Here is a 15,108-nt window from a genome sequence, read left to right on the forward strand (position 1 = left end):
ATGAGCATGCGAGCTGTCGGGTATCGGACCGCTGGGCCGGTCGCCGTACTTGAGGACCTCGAACTGGCGGTTCCCTCGCCCGGGCCGCGCGATCTGCTGGTGCGGGTCGAGGCGGTGTCGGTCAACCCCGTCGACGTGAAGGTGCGCGCGAGCGCGAACCCCGGCGCGCAGCCGCGCGTGCTGGGCTTCGACGCGGCCGGGATCGTCGAGGCGGTCGGGCCCGAGGTCACCCTGTTCGCGCCGGGCGACGCGGTGTACTACGCCGGCTCCATCGACAAGCCCGGCAGCAACCAGCAGCTGCACCTGGTCGACGAGCGGATCGCCGGGCGCAAGCCGGCCTCGCTGAGCTTCGCCCAGGCGGCCGCCCTGCCGCTGACCACGATCACCGCGTGGGAGACCCTCTTCGACCGCTTCCGCCTCGGCCCGGACAGCACCGGCACGCTCGTGGTCCTCGGGGCCGCGGGCGGGGTGGGCTCGATGATCATCCAGCTCGCCCGGGCCCTCACGAAGACCCACGTCATCGGTACCGCCTCACGCCCCGACTCGCGCCAGTGGGCGCTCGACCTCGGCGCGCACGAGGTGGTCGGGCACGACGAGTTGCCGTCGGGCGTGGACTACATCTTCTCGCCGTTCACCGCGGGGCAGATCGAGCACTTCGCGCGGATCCTGCGCCCGGGCGGCGAGATCACGGCGATCGACGAGCCGCCCGGCCTCGACCTGCTCCCGCTGAAGGCCAAGAGCATCACGTTCCACTGGGAGCTGATGTTCACGCGCCCGTTGTTCCAGACGCCGGACATGGTCGTACAGCACGAGCTCCTGAACCGCACCGCCGAGCTGGTCGACGCCGGCTCCGTGCGGCACACCATGACCTCGAACCTGGGCGCGATCAACGCGGCCGGCCTGGCCAAGGCGCACGAGATGGTCGAGGACGGGCACATGGTCGGCAAGGTCGTCCTCGGCGGCTTCTGAGGAGTCGGGCTCGACGGTTTAAGGTGGTTGGGCCCTGCCCCTTTCGGCGGGGCCCGACGATCCGCCCGCCCGACGATCCGCCCCCGCCCGGAGGTTCCCCGTGGACTGGCCCCCGTTCCTGCAGCTCAGCGTGCCCGTCACGCTCGCGGTGTGGGTGCTGCTGACGGTCGTGGCACTCTGGCGCTCGCGGCCGCGGCTGCCCGAGGCCGGGGAGGCGCTGGACACTCCACCGGGTGAAGAGCCTCCGGCGGTGGTGAGCCTCATGGTCAACCGGTGGCGCTCCGACGAGGACGCGATCGACAGCACGCTGCTCGACCTGGCCGCCCGCGGCTTCCTGGAGCTGCGCCAGCCCGGCGATGATCCGGAGGAAACGACCGTACGCCTGCGCAAGGGGGACGGGCGGAGCCTGACGCCGTACGAGCAGCAGGTTCTCGACCGTGTCAACCAGCTCTCGGTCAACGGCGAGGCATCCTTGACCAGCCTGGCGTTCCGCAGCTGGACGGAGGCCCGCCGCTGGCGAGGCGCGTTCTACCGCGCGGTGATCGAGGAGGCCCGCACCCGCGGCCTCTCCCAGCGCCGCCTCTCCCGCCCGACGCGGCGCACCCTGCTGGGCACGGCCGCGATCCCGGCGGCGTTCATGTTCGCCACGTGGATGTGGGCGGCGTACAAGCTCCACGCGAACCTGGCCGACCAGATCACCGGCTCCCTGATGGCCGCGGGCGCGGTCTACCTCGCCATGTACCTGGTGGTCGAGATGCGCTGGAGCGACCAGAACACGCCGGAGGGCACGCGGACGGCGACGGCGTGGCTCGCGTACCGGGCGCATCTGCTCGCGGTCGAGGGCGTCAAGGACCTCGCCCCGGCCGACGTGGCGTCGTGGGGTCGCGAGATGGCCTTCGCCTCGGCGCTGGGCGTGCTGCCCACTGAGGAGGCCCTGATGCGGTCCCGGGTCGCCCTGTAGCGCTCGCGCAGCCGGCTCCTACTTTTCGCAGCCAGCCGCTCCCCCACCTGCGCCTTCTCGCACGCGCTAGCACTTCGCGCGTGCCGTGACCGAGCGGCCTCGCCAAACCCGCGGATCGCGCGATTCCGCGCGTGCCGCGACCGAGCGGGTGCCCCGCGCCCAGTTCGCGAGCGGCCTCAACCTCACCGCTCACACTCTTCCGCGCGCCGTTGGTCGCGAGCGGCCCTCGAACCCGCCGCTCGCACTTTTCCGCGCGCCGCGACCGAGCGGGCGCCCCGCACCCAGTTCGCGAGCGGCCTCAACCTCACCGCTCACACTCTTCCGCGCGCCGTTGGTCGCGAGCGGCCCTCGAACCCGCCGCTCGCACTTTTCCGCGCGCCGCGACCGAGCGGGCGCCCCGCACCCAGTTCGCGAGCGGCCTCAACCTCACCACTCACACTCTTCCGCGCGCCGTTGGTCGCGAGCGGCCCTCGAACCCGCCGCTCGCACTTTTCCGCGCGCCGCGACCGAGCGGGCGCCCCGCACCCAGTTCGCGAGCGGCCTCAACCTCACCACTCACACTCTTCCGCGCGCCGTGGCCGGTCGGTCGTCCGGCGCGCCCGCCTCGAACTCACCGCTCGCAGGTCCGCGCGTGCCGTGCGTGCGCCCAACTCGCGGGCAACCCTCGGCACATCACCGCCCGCACACCACCGCGCTCGCCACTCTGCGTGCGCCGTGGCCGATCCGGCGTTACAGACGACCGCGCTGGCCACCCTGCGTGCGCCGTGGCCGATCCGGCGTTACACACCACCGCGCTCGCCATTCCACGCGCGCCGTGGCCGATCATCCGGTGTCCCGCGCCACCGCGCTCGCCACTCTGCGTGCGCCGTGGCCGATCCGGCGTTACACACCACCGCGCTCGCCATTCGACGTGCGCCGTGGCCGATCCGGCGTCCAGCGCCCACCGCGCGAGCGGGCTCGACACTCACCGACCTGCCCGGCCCGTCCTCATCGACTCGGGCCGGCCTCGTGACGTTCGCCGAACCGAAATTTGGCCATGGCTCGGCGGGCGTTCCGATATCCCTACGCTACCACCCTCGAAAAAGTTCGATCTTGTAATCTCACGAGGGGTCAGCGTCGCATCACTGAGTGGCGTTAGGCCTGACCACGCAGCAGGAGGGTGAGGAACTCGGCGTTCGACTGGGTCTTCGACAGGCGGTCGATCAACTGCTCCGTCGCCGGCGAGCCCGTCGCGCTCAGGGCCTTGCGCAGGCGCTGGACGGCCATGAGCTCGTCCGGGTGCAGGATCACGTCGTCGCGGCGGGTGCTCGAGCCGTCGATGTCGATCGCCGGGAAGACTCGGCGGTCGGCCAGCTTGCGGTCCAGCTTGAGCTCGGCGTTGCCGGTGCCCTTGAACTCCTCGAAGATGACCGTGTCGCCCATCGAGCCGGTCTCGACCAGCGCCGACGCGATGATGGTCAGCGAGCCGCCGTTCTCGATGTTGCGAGCGGCACCGAGGAGGCGCTTCGGCGGGTAGAGCGCGTTCGCGTCGATGCCGCCGGTCAGGATGCGGCCGGAGGCCGGGGCCGAGTTGTTGTACGCGCGGCCGAGCCGGGTGATGGAGTCGAGCAGCAGGACCACGTCGTGGCCGAGCTCGACCAGGCGCTTCGCCCGCTCGATGGCGAGCTCGGCGATGCCGGTGTGCTCGGCGGCCGGGCGGTCGAAGGTCGAGGCGATGACCTCGCCCTGCACGGAGCGCTGCATCTCGGTGACCTCTTCGGGCCGCTCGTCGACCAGCAGCACCATGAGGTGGCACTCGGGGTTGTTCGTGGCGATGGCGTTCGCGATCGCCTGGATGACCATGGTCTTGCCGGCCTTCGGCGGCGACACGATGAGCGCGCGCTGGCCCTTGCCGATCGGCATGACGAGGTCGATGAGGCGGGTGGTGAGCCGGCGCGGGGTGGTCTCCAGGCGCAGGCGCTCCTGCGGGAACAGCGCGGTCAGCTTGCTGAACTCGGGGCGGTTGCGCGCCCACTCCGGGTCGTTGCCGTGGACGGTGTCGAGCCGGGTGAGCGTGCCGCCGTTGGCGCTGCCGGTGACGGCGTCGCCGTGGCGCAGGCCGTATTTGCGGACCATCGCGGCGGGAATCGCGACGTCGTCGGGGCCGGGCAGGTAGCTGTCGACCCGCAGGATCATCTTGTCGCGGTGGACGTCGACGATGCCGGCGACGTCGCGCGCCTCGCCCGGGGTGGGCGGCTGCGGCTGGTTGGCCGGGCGGCTGTGGTCGCGGTTGCGCTGCGAGGAGCGGGTCCTGCGACGGCTCTGGCCTGCGGGATTCTGTTTCTGGGCGGTACGATCCAACACTTCGGTTGGGGCCATATGCGTCCTCCTAGGACTGTGCGGCCTGAGGAAAGGGTGCTCTTCGGGTACGCGTGTATCCGAGGAACGGGCTGCGCTGCGTGTACGGTGGCCGCCTGGCTTCCTACGCGAGAGCGTGACACGCGGTGGCGAAAGGGCGTCCCCGGGCGGCAGATTGCCGACTTCCGCGGGACTGGCTCGACCGTAACGCGAACACGATCGGTCGGCAAGCCCTGCGCGTGGCGTGGCGGGCAACCGGCCACTCCCGGGCGGGTCGGCGCGGCCCTCGGGGCGGGTCCACGCGACCTATGCGGCGAATCGGCACATAAGCCCCGCGAGGCATCCAGACACACCGGGCCGACCCCCACTCACCGTCCGGCAACCGAACGGGCACCGGCGCCCTACACGGGTGCGGACGGCGCGCTACCGTCCGGCACCCGAACGGGTCCCGGCACGGCACCGAGCCGACGGTTTTCTGATTGGTGTCAGGGAGCACACCAACCGGGGGGTTGACATGAACACGACGTTTGACGCGGCGCGAGCCGAGGCCCTGTTCGCGTCCGCCCTGCAGGCCTCGCAGGAGCCGACCCCGCTGCAGGTGCGCGCCGCCGTGACGACGACGCTGCGCCGCTACGGCGTCAACGGCTGCGCGGCCCGGGTCGCGGGCGAGTTCGGCGAATACCCCGAGACGGCCGCCCGCCGCATGTCCTGGGCGCTGGAGATGGTGCGCGAGGCCTACGAGCAGCTCGCCGCCCGCGAGTTCGCATTCGCCGGCTGAGGCAGGCTGAAGCAGAACAGCTGAAGCAGGACAGGCTGAAGCAGGACAGGCTGAAGCAGAAAGCTGAAGCAGGACGGACCGAGGCGGGACCCGATACCCGCCGACCGCCAACCGGCTATGAACCAGTCGGCCCCCGGCCGCAAGTCGGGGACGAAGAGCTTGATCCAATTGCGACCAGACCGACGTTTCCTTGTTGAACGGCTGCGGTAACAGTTGGTTTGTGGACCTTCGCCTCACCGTTGACCTGCCTCGCGATCTTGATCGCATGAATACGCTCCGGCACATCCTGGACGGGGCGTTGAGCGGGCTCGGCGTGTCCGAACAGGCCCGAACAGACATCGGCCTCATCGTGAGCGAAACGTGGGCGAACGTGATCGCTCATGTGCGCGTCGGTGTTGCCTTTCAAGTCCGCGCGACGGTCGACGAGCTCCAGTGTGTGATTGAAGTCACTCACCCCGGGGAGCAGGCCGCCGACACCGTCAACGCGCTCACCACCTCCGGGCATTCCCTCAAGGTCGTCCGGAGCCTCGCCGACGCCGTCGACGTGGACCGCGACGGCCTGCTGATGAAGGTCACGAAGCTGCTATGACCGAGTTCGCCGCCCAGGCCACCCCCTCCCCGGACGGCACGGTCACCGTGACCGCCTCCGGCGAGCTCGACATGACCAGCGCCCCGCACCTGATCAACGTGCTGCGGGACGCTATCCACCGCCACGGCCCGTCCCGGGTCGACCTCGATCTGACCGGCGTGACCTTCATGGACTCGACCGGCCTGCAGGTGCTCGTCGCGGCGAACACCGACGTCGGAGGCGGTCTGCGCATCACCGGCACGAGCCCGGCGGTGCACCGGCTCCTCCAGCTCACGGGTGTGCTCCAGGAATTCGGGCTCCCCGCCGAGCGTTCTAGTTGAAGCAGGGTTCTCCGAGCGCACGATGAAGACGCAAGGGGACCCGAACCATTTCGCAACCGAACAGTTCCCGACCCGGCACCTGGACAGGAGTTAGCTGGAACACAGCAGGGAGACGTTCGGCAGGAGGTTGTGATGGAGTCCACGTTCGAAGCGGTCCGCGCCGAGGCGCTTTTCGCTTCCACGCTGCAGATGTCCGAGTTCCCGGCGGACCTGGCCGTCCGCGCGGCGGTCACCAGCACCTTGCGCCGCATCGGCGCGCAGGGCTGCGCGGCCAACGTGGCGACGGAGTTCGGTGACCACCCCGAGTGCGCCACCAACCGGATGGGCTGGGCCCTGCAGATGATCCGCCACGCGTATGCCGATTCCTGCACCCCCGAGGTCTTCGCCCGCGCAAAGGCGGCCATGGCGTAGAACCGGAAGAAACCGGCACCACGGAGAAGCCACGCCAAGACGGCCACGGCGGAGAACCGGAAGAAACCGGCACCACGGAGAAGCCACGCCAAGACGGCCACGGCGTAGAGACGCGAGAAAGCCGGCACGGCGCAGAAGCCAAGCCAAGGCGGCCCGGCGTAGAAGTCAGGCCAAGGCGGCCGGCAAGAAAGCCCGAAACGCCGCGAACTGCGAATTCGTGAAACTCTCACGACACCGAACCGTCAAGCCGAACTGCAAAGCCCCCGCCGAGTGTGCTCGGACGGGGGCTTGCTACTCCTTCGGCCGTGAAGCGGGTCTCGGCCTACGACTTGGGGTGTGTGTCAGACCGCGCGGATGTTGTCGGCCTGCGGCCCCTTCTGGCCCTGCGTGATCTCGAACTCGACCTTCTGACCCTCGGTCAGCTCGCGGTAGCCGGTGGCCTGGATCGCCGAGTAGTGCGCGAACACATCGGGTCCACCGTTGTCCTGCGAGATGAAGCCGTAGCCCTTCTCCGAGTTGAACCACTTCACCGTGCCTGATGCCACGTGTAACTCCTTAGCGACGCCGCCCCGATCCGCACCTCACGGATCAATGTTGAAACAGGCACACGCCACGGGTGAGACGGTAGCCTGCGCGCTGCGAAAACGCAGCCCCGGTATCGGCATGCGGACCAGATCGACGGTCAAACTGAAATGCACATCCGGCACTTCTGGATACTCAGTGTATTGCCCTACTCGACAGTCAGTGATATAGCGACCAACTTCAACGCCTGACTCTCGCGCATCGCGCGAGCATCTAGTACAGTCGGGTCAGCTCACCTCAGCCGAACGGACAGTTCGGCGGCGGGGTGCCGTCCAGCAGCGGCGGCGTGATCCCCGTGGGCGACGCAGGTCTTGCACCGGCGCTCAAGAAACGGGTGCCGAGTAGCGATTCCCGACCGGCGTGGCGGCGCATGCCTTCCTTCCTTCCCGGGCGCAGCACGAGTCTGCGCGCAGGCAGCCGACCACGGAAACCGCCGGTCAAGCACCAGAAGGGCCACAAACCCCATGACCACCATCTCCGTCGACCGTGCCATCGACCGCGCCCTCGCCGAGGCCCGCCCCAGCACGCAGGCCTCCGCCGACAACGCCACGAGCACCCGCGCCACCGACGCGCAGGCCCGCGCGCTGCTGTCGCTGATGGCCGACCTCCCGGCCGGCGCCGACCGCGACCGCGTCCGGGCCCGGTTCATCGAGCTCTACATCCCGCTCGCCGAATACCTCGCGCGCCGCTTCCGCAACCGCGGCGAGCACTTCGACGACCTCGTCCAGGTCGCCAACCTCGGCCTGATCAAGTCCGTCGACGGCTACGACCCGTCCCGCGGGGCGGCGTTCACCAGCTACGCGATCCCCATGATCGTCGGCGAGCTCAAGCGGCACTTCCGCGACAAGGGCTGGGACGTGCGCGTCCCGCGCCGGCTGCAGGAGCTGCGCCTGGAGATCAGCAAGGTCTCCGGCGACCTGGCCCAGGACCTCGGCCGCTCGCCGACCGTCGCCGACCTCGCCGGGCGGCTCGGGGTCAGCGAGGAAGAGATCATCGAGGGTCTCGACTGCGGGCAGGCGTACCGCGCGCTCTCCCTCGACGCCCCGGCGGGCGAGGGCAGCGACCCGGGCGCGGCCGGCCTCGGCGACATGCTCGGCTCCGAGGACCCGGACATGCAGAACGTCGAGAACCGCGAGGCCCTGCGCCCGCTGCTGGCCAAGCTGCCGGAGCGCGAGCAGAAGATCATCGCGATGCGCTTCCACGGCAACCTGACCCAGTCGCAGATCGCGGCCGAGCTCGGCATCTCGCAGATGCACGTGTCCCGGCTACTGGCTGCGGCCCTGCGCACGCTGCGCACCGAGCTCAGCGCCGTCGCCGAATAGAGCCCACTGGGGGGATGGAGAGCGGGTGCCCGTCGGGGGGAGATCGACGGGCACCCGCTGTAACTACGAGGAGCCGACGATCCCCTGGTGGCCCAGCACGAACTCGGGGACCGTCTTCGAGCGCACCGCCGCCAGCAGATCGAGCGTGGTCTGATCCAGCGCCTCCGCGCCCGGGTTCTCGCTGGACTGGTGGAACCCGCCGTTGTTCGTCTTGAGCGTCAGCAGCCGGTCGCCGTCGATCCCGCGCATCGCGAAGATCCAGTCGTCCAGCCCGAACGGGCCGGTGTCGATCGTCATCGCGCGGCCCACGACGTCGAGGACCTTGTTGAGCTTGCCCGGGTTGCCGAGCACCTCCTTGCTGGCGATCTTCTTCAGCAGCGCCTTGATGAACTGCTGCTGGTGGCGCTGCCGGTCGTAGTCGCTGTTGGGCAGCGTCTCGCGCTGGCGCACGAAGTCCAGCGCCTGCCAGGCGTCGAGGTGCTGGTACCCCACCTCGTACACCACCGGCGTCACGCCCTTGATCGGGATCAGCTGGGTGCCACCGCCCGGCGCGTCGCGCTGCTCGAACGGCGTCTTGGTGTTGCCCTGCGCGTCGTGGCCGATGTGCACCGAGACCGTGCGCTGGTCGACGTACATGTCGACGCCCTCCAGCACCTTGACCACGTCCTGGAATCCGACGAAGTCGACGATCGCCGCCGCGTCGAACGTCACGCCCCAGTTCTGCTTGATGGTCGAGGCGAGCAGCGTGGTGCCGTGCTTGCGCTGGTCCTTGCCGGTCAGCCCGTAGCCGCCCTCGGCGAACGCACCGTTGATCTTGTCCTTGCCACCCTTGTAGACGCGTTTGCCGTTGTCGTACCGCGGAATCGACACCCACGTGTCCCGCGGAATCGAAATCAGGAACGCCATGTCGTGCGACGCGGGAATGTGCAGAATCAGGATCGAATCGGAGCGAATCGCATCTGTCGGATCCTGGTTCGGCCGCGGGTCGATGCCGATGAGGAGCAGATTCTTCGCCCCGTTGATCGAGGCGTGCCGCCCCTGGTTCTCGACCGGCAGCAGATCCTCGTTGTGCACGCTGCGTGTCGCGAAGCCGAACACCGTGTCCTTCACCACGAACGTGCCGCCCGCGACGATCATCATGAGGGCGCCGACGATGACCAGCGTCCGGGCCCAGGCCGGATCCCGCCGACGTTTCTTGCGTTTCTTCGGACGCACCGCGCCGGGCGAAGCCAAGACACCTCCATCACCATCAGTCACTGAGATGACGCCGGAACCGACGGTACCGGGGCGACGCGATATCGTCACCTCCCAGCGGCCGACGCGAATCGACTGACGGGGCCAGTAACGGAGCGTGTTTGTGGTGACGGTGATGCGGCCCGAAACCGAGCGGGCGCCGGCGCGGACCAGCCCGAAGACGGTCGCGCTCGCCCTCGTCCTCGCCTGGGTCGTCCCCCTGGCCGCCCACCCGCTGCGCCTCGACGTGCTGCTGCCGCTGCTCGCGCTCGCCGGCACGATGGCCGTCCAGCGCGGCGCGACCGGGCTCATCGACCGGTTCCTGCTCGCCTGCGCCCAGCTCTTCGGCGCCGCGTGCGTCTTCGGTCTCGGCCTGACCCTCTGGCCCGGGCACCTGCACCCGACGCTGGTCGCGGGCGTCGCCTTCACCGTGCTCGTGATCATCGCGGCCGCCACGGGCCGCCTGGAGCGCCCGGGCAAGGCCCGCCTCGACCGGCTGCTCGCGCTCGCCGTGGCCGGGGTCAGCGCGGTGTCGCTCATCCCGTACGCCGCGCGGGACCTCGGCGGCCGCCTGGGCCTGCCGCTGGCGGGCGAGGACATCGCCCGGCACTACCTGCTCTACGACGTGATCGGGCGCAACGGGGGATACCTCTTCCTGCGCCCGGAGGCGCTGCGCCCCTTCGTGCCGGACGAGGAGCTCACCGGCATCGCGAACTACCCCCAGGGCCTGCACTTCGCCTACGCGGTGCTGTTCAAGTTCGTCTCCTCGACCACGGGCCGCACCTCGGCCGCGGCGAGCGCCGACGTCATGATGTGGCTGCTCGTCGGCACCTTCCTGCTGCTCGCGCTGGCCGTGCTGTGGGCCGTGCGCCGGCTGGCCGGCCCGGGCACCACGAACGCCCGGCTGCTGCCCGTCCTGCTCGTCGCGGCCGCCTGGCTGGTGCTGGGCGACCCCGTGACCGTGCTGTCCCGGGGGTACCCGAACGAACTGGCCGGCCTCGCCTGCTGCGCGGTGCTCACGGCGATCGTGGTCCGGCCCCTGCACCGCCTCGGCGAGCAGACCGTGACCGTGGCCCTGCTCCTGGTCGGCATCTCGTTCAGCTACCCGCTGTTCCTGCCCTTCGGCGGCCTGGCCGCGCTGTGGTGGATCTGGCGGGCCCGGCTGTGGCGGTTCTGGTGGGGCTGGCTGACCGCGGCGCTGGTCGCGCTCGTGAGCGCGATCGGCCCGCTGACCGCGATGACCGCCTCCAGCGGCACGCAGCTGCTGCTCAACGGCACGGCCCGGGTGGTGGACCGGCCGGCCACGGCGGCGCTGGCCGGGCTCGCGGTCCTCGCCGTGCTCGTGCGCCGGGGGCTGCGCGCGCCGAGCCACCGGGCCGCCCTGTTCACCGTCGCGGTGGCGTTCACGCTGGCCGCCGGGCTGGGGCTGTACCAGACCGCCACGATCGGCCGCCCGGTGTACTACTTCGACAAGCTGCTGCACCTGCTGATCGTGGTCTGCCTGTGCGCGCTCGGCGGCCTGGTCCGGTTCCTGCCGGGCCTGTCGGTCGCGGCGCGCGTGGCCGTGGCCCTGCCCGTGGTCGCCGCGCTGGCGGTCGCGGGCGGCGAGTGGCACGCCGAGCCCGTCGCGCCCGGCGTGAAGCTCGCGCTCGGCAAGGACCGCGGCTCGCCCGAGGCCGCCCGCGACGCCCTGCTCATGGCCCGCATGTTCCCCGACGGCGGCGGCGCGGTGAACGTCGATCTCATGGGCAGCCCGTGGCGCAACTGGTCCGCGACGCTGGGCGCGGCGGCGCTGCAGCACCAGTACCGCTACTTCCCGGCCTGGTCCGGGCTGCTGTACCCGGGGTCCGCCGGGAAGGCGAGCACGATGGACGACCTGGACCGGCTGGTGCGGGAGAGCCCGGTGCCCGTGCGCTTCTTCGTGCACGACCCGGAGGCGAGCCTGCTCGTTGTCGATGGAGAGCGCCCGCACCGGCCGAACGTGAAGCCTGGTCAGCCGCTCCCGGTGGCGTTCGGCGACCCGGCCGCGCCGACCAACATCGCCGCGGCCCGGGCGCTGGCTGCGAAATATCCGACGAAAGTGCAGGTCGTGTACGCTACGCCAGCGAACCCATAGGACCCCGTGTGGTGGCGCAGCACCGCAACCGAGACGGATTGGTCATCGTGCAAAGACCCGAGGTCAGCGTCGTTATCCCCACGCGCAACCGGCCCGAGCTGGTGGTGCGTGCCGTGCGCAGTGCGCTGGCCCAGACCCTCACCGACATCGAGATCGTGGTCGTCGTCGACGGCCCGGACCCGGCGACGATCGCGGCGCTGGAGGCGGTCGGCGACGATCGCATCCGCCCGGTCGAGCTGCCCGAGTCCGGGGGCGCGCCCAACGCCCGCAACCGCGGCGTGGACAACGCCCGGGCCGACTGGGTGGCGTTCCTCGACGACGACGACGAGTGGCTGCCGGAGAAGCTCGCCACGCAGCTGGAGCGCGCCCGCGCCTCGGGTGTGGCCCAGCCTATCGTGGGTAGCCGGCTCTACATGCGCACGCCACGGGCCGAGCTGATCATGCCCCGCCGGGTGCCGGCGCCGGGCGAGCCGATCAGCGAATACCTCGCGGTGCGCCACGGCCTGTTCCACGGCGACGGCTTCATCCAGACCTCGACGATCCTGGCCCCGACGGCCCTGCTGCGGAAGGTGCCGTTCGCCGACGGGCTGCGGCGGCTGCAGGAGCTGGACTGGACCCTGCGCAGCCTGCAGGAGGACGGCGTGGATCTGATCTACGCCGAGGAGCCGCTCGTCATCTGGTACGCCGACGAGAACCGCCCCCGCATCAGCTTCGACGCCCCGTGGAAGCAGTCGCTGGAGTGGCTGCGCCAGACCCGCCCGCGCGTGACCCCGCGGGCCTACGCCGCGCTGGCGATGAGCGTCGTCGGCTCGATGGCCGCGGCCAGCCGCAGCCCGCGAGTCTTCTTCGACCTGCTGCACGAGGCGCGCAAGCACGGCAAGCCGAGCTTCACCGACTACGTCACCTTCCTGCAGGTCTGGCTGGTGCCGGCCGGACCTCGCCGGGTGGTGCGCGACTTCTTCCTCAGCCGCCGCCGCGCAGGGACCAACGCCTGATGATCACCGCCAGGGGACGCGCGACCTTCGCCGTCGTCGCTGTCGTCGTCGCGCTCCTCGCGGGCGTGCTGGAGTACACCCGGACCGACTCGATCGGCCAGTCGGCGGCGGCGTTCGCGGCGGGCCTGATCGCGATGGCCGTGGCCGGGATCGCCCTGAGCCTGCCGGGCATCACGCTGCAGGGGCTGGTGCTCGGCGGGCTCTTCGTGCTCGCGGGCATCCTGACCTGGACGGCGACGAAGCGCCCCGGCATCATCTGGGCCGTCCTCGCGGTCGAGGTGGTCGTCTTCGCGGTGTGGGCGTGGCCGTGGCTGCGCTCGCTGAAGTCCCTGTCGCGGCTCGGCACCGCGTGGCTCGGCCTGGCGTACTGGTTCCTCGGCATCCTCGGCGCCGTGCTCGTCGCGCAGTGGAAGGTGGCGGGGCAGCGGGTCGCCTACGCCGGCGTCTTCACCCTCGCGGTGCTCGCGCTCATCGCCCTGAACACCGCCGCCAAGCGCCGCGGCGGCGCGCACGGCAAGGACCTCTCGGTCGGCATGGCCGCCGCGATCCTGCTCGGCATCGCCGCGCTGCTGCTCGCCGGCTCCGGCAGCCTCTTCGACAAGGTCCACGCCATCCCGGACAACGCCTCGGCGAAGGTGATGACGGACCGCTTCTGGGGCGGGCCGGGCCTGTTCTACCACCCGAACTCCCTCGCCGGGCTGATGGCCGTGGCCGGCATCCGGATCGGCTTCGACCGCGCGATGCTGTGGTGGCAGCGGCTCGGCGTGGCCGCGCTGGCCGCGTTCGTGCTGTCGATCTGCGAGTCCCGCACCGGCTTCGTCTTCGCCACCGCGGCCGCGGTCGTGCACCTCGGCCTGGCCCTGTGGAAGCGCCACGAGCACGCCGAGGGCCTCGACCGGCGGTGGCCCGCGCTGGCCCTCCCGTTCGCGGTGATCGCGATCGTGCTGACGCTCGGCGGCGGCTACCAGTGGGTGCTCAAGGACCGCTTCGCCGACAACCCGGGCGACGTCACCAGCGGCCGCACCGACACCTGGCGCCAGGTCTGGGTGGACTGGAAGGACGCGGGGTGGGCCGAGAAGACCTTCGGCGACGCGCGGACCTCCCGGGCCGTGGTCGAGCGCCTCGACGACGGCAACCCGATCGAGGGCCCGCGGCGTCAGCTCAACACCGACAACGCCGCCGTGGGCGCCTTCCGCCGCGGCGGCGTCCTGGGCGCGGCCGCCTTCCTGCTCGGCCTCGCCCTGCTGCTCTGGCACGCGATCCGGCGCCGCCCGAACGGCGCGCTCCCGGCCGCCTGGTTCACCGTCGGCGCTCTGGCGGTGGTCCCGACCATCGCGACCGAGGACTGGCTCATCGGCGGCACCAACGGCGCCATCTGGCTCCTGCTCGCCGCGGGCGAGGCGAGGACGCTCCTGCGCCGCGACGAGCCGGCCGACGTGACCCCCGAGCCCGAGCTCGCCGTCTCCTAGCCGGCCAGGCCCTGTCCTAGGCCGGCGGCCCGAGGACGAACGGCGGGGCGAGGTCCGGGTCGTCCACGGGCCACTCGGACACCCGGGTGCCGTCCGGTCGCAGCACCGCCACCCCGTTGCCCACGGGCGCCAGCAGCGTGGTGTCGTCGACCCACACCGCCTCGGCATCCGGGGCGAACGTCTCGGACCTGCCGGTGGTCAGGTCGACGCGCTGGTACTGCCCGGTAGCCCGATCGCCCGGGGCGATCAGGTAGCGGCCGTCCGGCGAGAAGGCGTACGCGCTCGCCGCGGTCCACACCCGGGCCGGGACCGAGCGGGTCGGGGCCCCGGTCGTGGCGTCGAAGAACTGCAGGCCGCCCGGCAGGTCCCCGGCCTCGCCGAGCGAGCGGTCGGCCAGGGTCATGTAGACCTCCCGGCCGTCGCGGGTGAACGCGAACTCGCACTGGCTGCAGTCGTACTTCGTGTGGTCGAACGCGTGCCTGGTCGCCTCGCCGGTGCGGGCGTCGAAGATCGAGAAGCCGAACTCGCCGGTGTCCTTCACGGAGTAGGCGGAGACCAGACGGTCGCCGCTCGGGGACCAGCGGATCAGGTCGCCGAAGACGTCGGTGGGCCCGAGCTGCGCCGGCTGGCCGCCGTTGACGTCGATGACCACCGGCGGGTCGCCCGAACCGTCCTGGCTCAGCGCGCGGTACCCGGCCGGGGCCACCACCGGCCGCCGGGAACCGGACTCCAGCAGGACGTAGGCGCCCTTGGCGTTCAGGGCCTGGCGGCCCGCTCCCATCAGCCGCCAGCCGCCGGGCAACGTGACCGCGGGCCCCGGGGACGCGACGACCGGGGGAACCGGCCGCCGGTCGGCGTCGTGCCGCACCGCGAACGGCAGCAGGATCGCGACCACGGCGGCGAGCGCGCCCGCACCGGCGGCGACGCGCCGGCGGCGGCGGATGCTCCGGCCGCGGGCCATGGCGGCGCCGGCGAAGTCGACCGCGGGCACCCCCTCGCGGACTACACGCGCGGGGGGCCCGGAAC

At 71.2% G+C, this 15,108-nt stretch carries 13 protein-coding genes and 1 pseudogene; 10 read left to right on the forward strand and 4 right to left on the reverse strand.

Features of this window, described 5'->3' with window-relative positions; translation table 11 throughout:
- Together AC6JBM_RS41655 and AC6JBM_RS41660 are read left to right on the forward strand one after the other, a co-directional pair.
- Positions 1-969, forward strand: a complete 969-nt coding sequence (locus AC6JBM_RS41655) for a zinc-binding alcohol dehydrogenase family protein (RefSeq protein WP_497979284.1) — start codon at positions 1-3, stop codon at positions 967-969.
- 100 nt (positions 970-1,069) lie between these two features.
- Positions 1,070-1,930: a DUF2207 family protein gene (locus AC6JBM_RS41660; RefSeq protein WP_497979285.1), complete on the forward strand. Its 861-nt coding sequence runs from the start codon at positions 1,070-1,072 to the stop codon at positions 1,928-1,930.
- A gap of 1,134 nt (positions 1,931-3,064) precedes the next feature.
- Here AC6JBM_RS41660 and rho read toward each other — a convergent pair.
- Positions 3,065-4,267 (reverse strand): annotated as a pseudogene (gene rho, locus AC6JBM_RS41665) (transcription termination factor Rho); the annotation flags it as partial.
- A 514-nt stretch (positions 4,268-4,781) separates the two neighbouring features.
- Between rho and AC6JBM_RS41670 the strand changes: the two are divergent.
- From AC6JBM_RS41670 to AC6JBM_RS41685, 4 genes are all read left to right on the forward strand, one after another.
- The gene (locus AC6JBM_RS41670; RefSeq protein WP_497979286.1) at positions 4,782-5,045 is read left to right on the forward strand and encodes a hypothetical protein; all 264 of its coding nucleotides are present in this window, start codon (positions 4,782-4,784) and stop codon (positions 5,043-5,045) included.
- Positions 5,046-5,265: 220 nt separating this feature from the next.
- The gene (locus tag AC6JBM_RS41675; protein WP_497979287.1) at positions 5,266-5,634 is read left to right on the forward strand and encodes an ATP-binding protein; all 369 of its coding nucleotides are present in this window, start codon (positions 5,266-5,268) and stop codon (positions 5,632-5,634) included.
- Entirely contained in the window at positions 5,631-5,954 is a 324-nt protein-coding gene (locus tag AC6JBM_RS41680; RefSeq protein ID WP_497979288.1) for an STAS domain-containing protein, read from the forward strand. The genes AC6JBM_RS41675 and AC6JBM_RS41680 overlap by 4 nt, the downstream gene beginning before the upstream one ends.
- A gap of 132 nt (positions 5,955-6,086) precedes the next feature.
- Entirely contained in the window at positions 6,087-6,365 is a 279-nt protein-coding gene (locus AC6JBM_RS41685; RefSeq protein WP_497979289.1) for a hypothetical protein, read from the forward strand.
- Between the two features lie 341 nt (positions 6,366-6,706).
- Here the strand turns inward: AC6JBM_RS41685 and AC6JBM_RS41690 are convergent, their stop codons facing one another.
- Entirely contained in the window at positions 6,707-6,910 is a 204-nt protein-coding gene (locus AC6JBM_RS41690; protein WP_190251213.1) for a cold-shock protein, read from the reverse strand.
- Positions 6,911-7,411: 501 nt separating this feature from the next.
- Between AC6JBM_RS41690 and AC6JBM_RS41695 the strand changes: the two genes are divergently transcribed.
- Positions 7,412-8,269, forward strand: a complete 858-nt coding sequence (locus AC6JBM_RS41695; protein WP_497979290.1) for an RNA polymerase sigma factor SigF — start codon at positions 7,412-7,414, stop codon at positions 8,267-8,269.
- Between the two features lie 63 nt (positions 8,270-8,332).
- On the opposite strand, the gene AC6JBM_RS41700 is transcribed toward AC6JBM_RS41695, so the two are convergent.
- Complete coding sequence (locus AC6JBM_RS41700) at positions 8,333-9,502, reverse strand: LCP family protein (protein WP_497979291.1); 1,170 nt, start codon at positions 9,500-9,502, stop codon at positions 8,333-8,335.
- 136 nt (positions 9,503-9,638) lie between these two features.
- Between AC6JBM_RS41700 and AC6JBM_RS41705 the strand changes: the two genes are divergently transcribed.
- From AC6JBM_RS41705 to AC6JBM_RS41715, 3 genes are read left to right on the forward strand one after another with little or no spacing between them, the layout of a single operon-like run.
- Positions 9,639-11,618, forward strand: a complete 1,980-nt coding sequence (locus tag AC6JBM_RS41705; protein ID WP_497979292.1) for a hypothetical protein — start codon at positions 9,639-9,641, stop codon at positions 11,616-11,618.
- Between the two features lie 47 nt (positions 11,619-11,665).
- Entirely contained in the window at positions 11,666-12,613 is a 948-nt protein-coding gene (locus AC6JBM_RS41710) for a glycosyltransferase family 2 protein (RefSeq protein ID WP_350609974.1), read from the forward strand.
- On the forward strand, positions 12,613-14,082 hold the full coding sequence (locus tag AC6JBM_RS41715; RefSeq protein WP_497979293.1) for an O-antigen ligase family protein: 1,470 nt from the start codon (positions 12,613-12,615) through the stop codon (positions 14,080-14,082). The genes AC6JBM_RS41710 and AC6JBM_RS41715 overlap by 1 nt, the downstream gene beginning before the upstream one ends.
- 16 nt (positions 14,083-14,098) lie before the next feature.
- Here AC6JBM_RS41715 and AC6JBM_RS41720 read toward each other — a convergent pair whose 3' ends face one another.
- On the reverse strand, positions 14,099-15,073 hold the full coding sequence (locus AC6JBM_RS41720) for a hypothetical protein (protein ID WP_497979294.1): 975 nt from the start codon (positions 15,071-15,073) through the stop codon (positions 14,099-14,101).
- Positions 15,074-15,108: the final 35 nt, after the last annotated feature.

This window comes from Dactylosporangium thailandense, assembly GCF_059739745.1.